Annotated in this window: 4 protein-coding genes; 1 reads left to right on the forward strand and 3 read right to left on the reverse strand. The window is 58.6% G+C overall.

Features of this window, described 5'->3' with window-relative positions; translation table 11 throughout:
* Positions 1-82 precede the first annotated feature (82 nt).
* Positions 83-994 carry a pirin family protein gene (locus L0H65_RS17285; protein ID WP_301460467.1) on the reverse strand — a complete coding sequence of 304 codons (912 nt, stop codon included), beginning with the start codon at positions 992-994 and terminating at the stop codon, positions 83-85.
* A gap of 188 nt (positions 995-1,182) precedes the next feature.
* On the opposite strand from L0H65_RS17285, the gene L0H65_RS17290 reads away from it, so the two are divergent.
* Positions 1,183-1,689, forward strand: a complete 507-nt coding sequence (locus L0H65_RS17290) for a hypothetical protein (protein ID WP_301460468.1) — start codon at positions 1,183-1,185, stop codon at positions 1,687-1,689.
* Between the two features lie 194 nt (positions 1,690-1,883).
* Here the strand turns inward: L0H65_RS17290 and L0H65_RS17295 are convergent, their stop codons facing one another.
* Complete coding sequence (locus tag L0H65_RS17295; protein WP_301460469.1) at positions 1,884-2,441, reverse strand: TadE/TadG family type IV pilus assembly protein; 558 nt, start codon at positions 2,439-2,441, stop codon at positions 1,884-1,886.
* An 11-nt stretch (positions 2,442-2,452) separates the two neighbouring features.
* On the reverse strand, positions 2,453-3,043 hold a 591-nt coding region (locus tag L0H65_RS17300), incomplete at its 5' end, for a TadE/TadG family type IV pilus assembly protein (RefSeq protein ID WP_367652011.1).

Raw genomic sequence — 3,043 nt, forward strand, 5'->3', positions numbered from 1 at the left:
TCTCCATCATGGGGTCGCCAGAGTGTGCGAGGGGCTGGCGTTTGATGCAAGTCCGTCGCTTTCGATTTGGGGCCACCTCACCTCAATGTGCGGGCCGGATGAATGTGTCGTTGCGCAGATCAGCCAGCGCCTGGCGGATTTCCTCTTTCGTATTCATCACGATAGGGCCGTGCCATGCGACGGGTTCACGGATCGGCGCGCCGGAAATCAGCAAGAAGCGGATGCCGCGATCGCCTGCCTGTACCGTCACCTCATCGCCGCCGCCGAACTGTACAAGCGTGCGATTGCCGGACATATCGCGAATGTTGACCTCTTGGCCGTTTACCTTTTTTTCCATCAGAACACCGCGCGGATGACTTGCATCGCGAAAACTGCCCTTGCCTTCGAAAACATAGGCGAAAGCTGAACGAGAGGTATCCACCTTGAAGGTCTTTTTTAACCCGGCGGGCACGAAGATGTCGAGATATTGAGGATTGGCGGCGATACCGCCAACCGGGCCTTTCGTGCCCCAGAACGAGCCGACAACCACGCGGACCGCGGTGCCATCATCGTCGACGATTTCTGGAATTTCGCGACTGGACACATCCTGATACCGCGGAGCTGTCATTTTCAGATGGCCGGGCAGGTTGGCCCAAAGCTGAAAGCCGTGCATCTGTCCTTTGGCGTTTCCCTGTGGCATTTCCTGATGCAGGATGCCCGACCCGGCGGTCATCCACTGCACATCGCCTGCGCCGAGCGAGCCTGCGTTGCCAAGGCTGTCGGCATGGTCAACCGTTCCGGAAAGCACATAGGTAATGGTTTCGATGCCGCGATGCGGATGCCAAGGAAAGCCGCGCATGTAGTCCTGCGGATGCTCATTGCGGAAATCGTCGAACAGCAAGAACGGGTCCATCTGCTCGGGATTGTGAAAGCCGAAGGCGCGGTGCAGATGCACACCGGCGCCTTCCATCGTGGCTTGTGCAAGGGTTTCGGAAGTGACGGGACGGATGGACATTGCGACCTCCTGAGTTGGTGGTGAAGCAAAGGTAGGCGCAGGTGCGGTTGCGGGCAATGGCGCAGGACAAGAGGGCGTTTGTGCATGACCGCACAAGCGGTGAGCACAGAGACGCAGGTAAAGCGGCGGGCTGGCTCTGGCGCTGCAACCTGCTATAGCGACGCACAGCAGGTGGTTCGGGGCGTGACATGCAGAGCAATGATCAGACGACGGGCACGGAAGAACCGGTTTTGGCAAGGTTACAGGCGGCACCTTTTCAGCGCTGGGCCGGAATTACGATACAGGCCGTCCTTGCGGTGCTGCTGGTCTATCTTGCGTTTACCGGCAATGCGCAACCTGCGTTGTTGCGCCTTGTGATTCTGGTGCTGGGGATCGGCGGATTCGTGACGGCTTGGCTTTTGTGGCAGGGTACGCAGCGTGCATTGGAACTGACCCGAAGTGAGTTGCGCGATGATAGCGGACGAGTGCTTGCGCGGATCTCGGATGTCCGGGAGGTGTCGCGAGGTGCTTTCGCGATGAAGCCATCACAGGGTTTCACACTGCGACTGCATCGGGGCGGCACATTCGTCTGGGTGCCGGGCCTGTGGTGGCGCATGGGGCGGCGCGTTGGCATCGGCGGGGTGACGGCATCGCAACCCTCGCGCCGGATGGCGGATCAGATCACTCTGTTGCTGACTGGCACCGAGCCGGGTTGAATCTCCTGAGAGTCCACTGCCTGACGTTTGGCAGGGTTCCTTTGCGGCCTCGGCAGATCACGTCGGGCGTGAATCAGGTTCAGTTGGCAACCCAAAAGCACTCGGAATGAACACATTTTACCTTTGATCTCTGGGTGAGATCAAAGGTAAAATGCTGAAAGTCCGAAAAGAAGCATGAAACTGCGCGACGTGGTTTAGCAATCCTCACCCTGAAGGCAGATCTTGGGGACGAACCGCGGGCGTGTGACGATGAACTCCCTGATCTTGGCAGGCTTCAACATGAAGGATGAAAGCGGAGTGTAGCCCACTTCCGTCTCCAGCAGCACTGCTGAGTCGCCATCTTTCATGATCGGCAAACGATCCGTCAGATTGGCAAGATTGGCGTCGGTGAGCTCGGGCATTGCTTCGTCGGGCGAGCGCGAAAAGATAACCTCATAGCGGTTATTCGCTTCGCTCCAGCGGTAGGAGGTGACCCGGATCTTGGCGGTAGTGCGCCCACCGAGGATATAGTCGATTGTGGTGCGCATGCCGTCGATGAAATCATCGTTCACCGGGCCTTGTTGACGGGAAAGCATATCTGCGACCGTATAGGATGCCTTCTGCACCGTGTTGATGGAGCGGTAGACATCCCAATAGGCGAACGCACCGATATAGGCCCAGCCCATGAGCGGCAGGAAGATCACCGCCTCGACGACGGCTGTTCCCTTTTCTTCCAGGGCAAAGCGGCGAAACAGTTTGAAAAGCGTGTTCATGCTGAGCCTCCTCAAGGTTCGTTCACAAAGGCGGTGGCCGCGATGATGCCGTAGCCGCCCTGGCTGTCGCGTGCGAGTCGCAGGCCGACGCCGGTGCCGGGGAAGAACGCATCCTGAATGACACAGACGCGGACGAGCATGACCTGTTGCGACGCACCCGGATTGAACGTGGTTGCCGGTTGCATAGGCTCATCCCGGTCGATGCAATCGGTTGCGGTCGACGGAAACTGCCAACTGGACATGCTGACCGGTTGCAATTCAATGTGAATATTGGCCTTGCAATCTTTCAGGATGACGCTGCGGCTGCAAATCGCTGTCTCCAGCAGATCGACGGTCGGATTCGGGATTTGCCCCAGTCGAAGCTGACGCATGACCTGATCGACGCCGCGTTCGAGCATGACCGTCCTAGTCATCAAGACACCGGATTCGATTGACGCCATGAACAGCAACATCAGGACCGGCACCAGAAGAACAAACTCAACCGAAGCTGTCCCCGCCTCTGCACGCGAGAAACCTGTCAGGCGGAACCAGAACCGTGCCAGTCGCGATTTACCCGTCGCGCCGGTCGCACCGGGGGTTGGCCCCGGTGCGCGGTCTGAATG

The organism is Pseudorhodobacter sp., assembly GCF_030452865.1.
In the GTDB taxonomy this organism is placed as follows: domain Bacteria; phylum Pseudomonadota; class Alphaproteobacteria; order Rhodobacterales; family Rhodobacteraceae; genus Pseudorhodobacter.

Bases quoted from the DNA above. Each gene is read 5' to 3' on its own strand.
- L0H65_RS17295 (WP_301460469.1), bottom strand. From the start codon at position 2,441: ATGAACACGCTTTTCAAACTGTTTCGCCGCTTTGCCCTGGAAGAAAAG.
- L0H65_RS17285 (WP_301460467.1), bottom strand. From the start codon at position 994: ATGTCCATCCGTCCCGTCACTTCCGAAACCCTTGCACAAGCCACGATG.
- L0H65_RS17290 (WP_301460468.1), top strand. From the start codon at position 1,183: ATGCAGAGCAATGATCAGACGACGGGCACGGAAGAACCGGTTTTGGCA.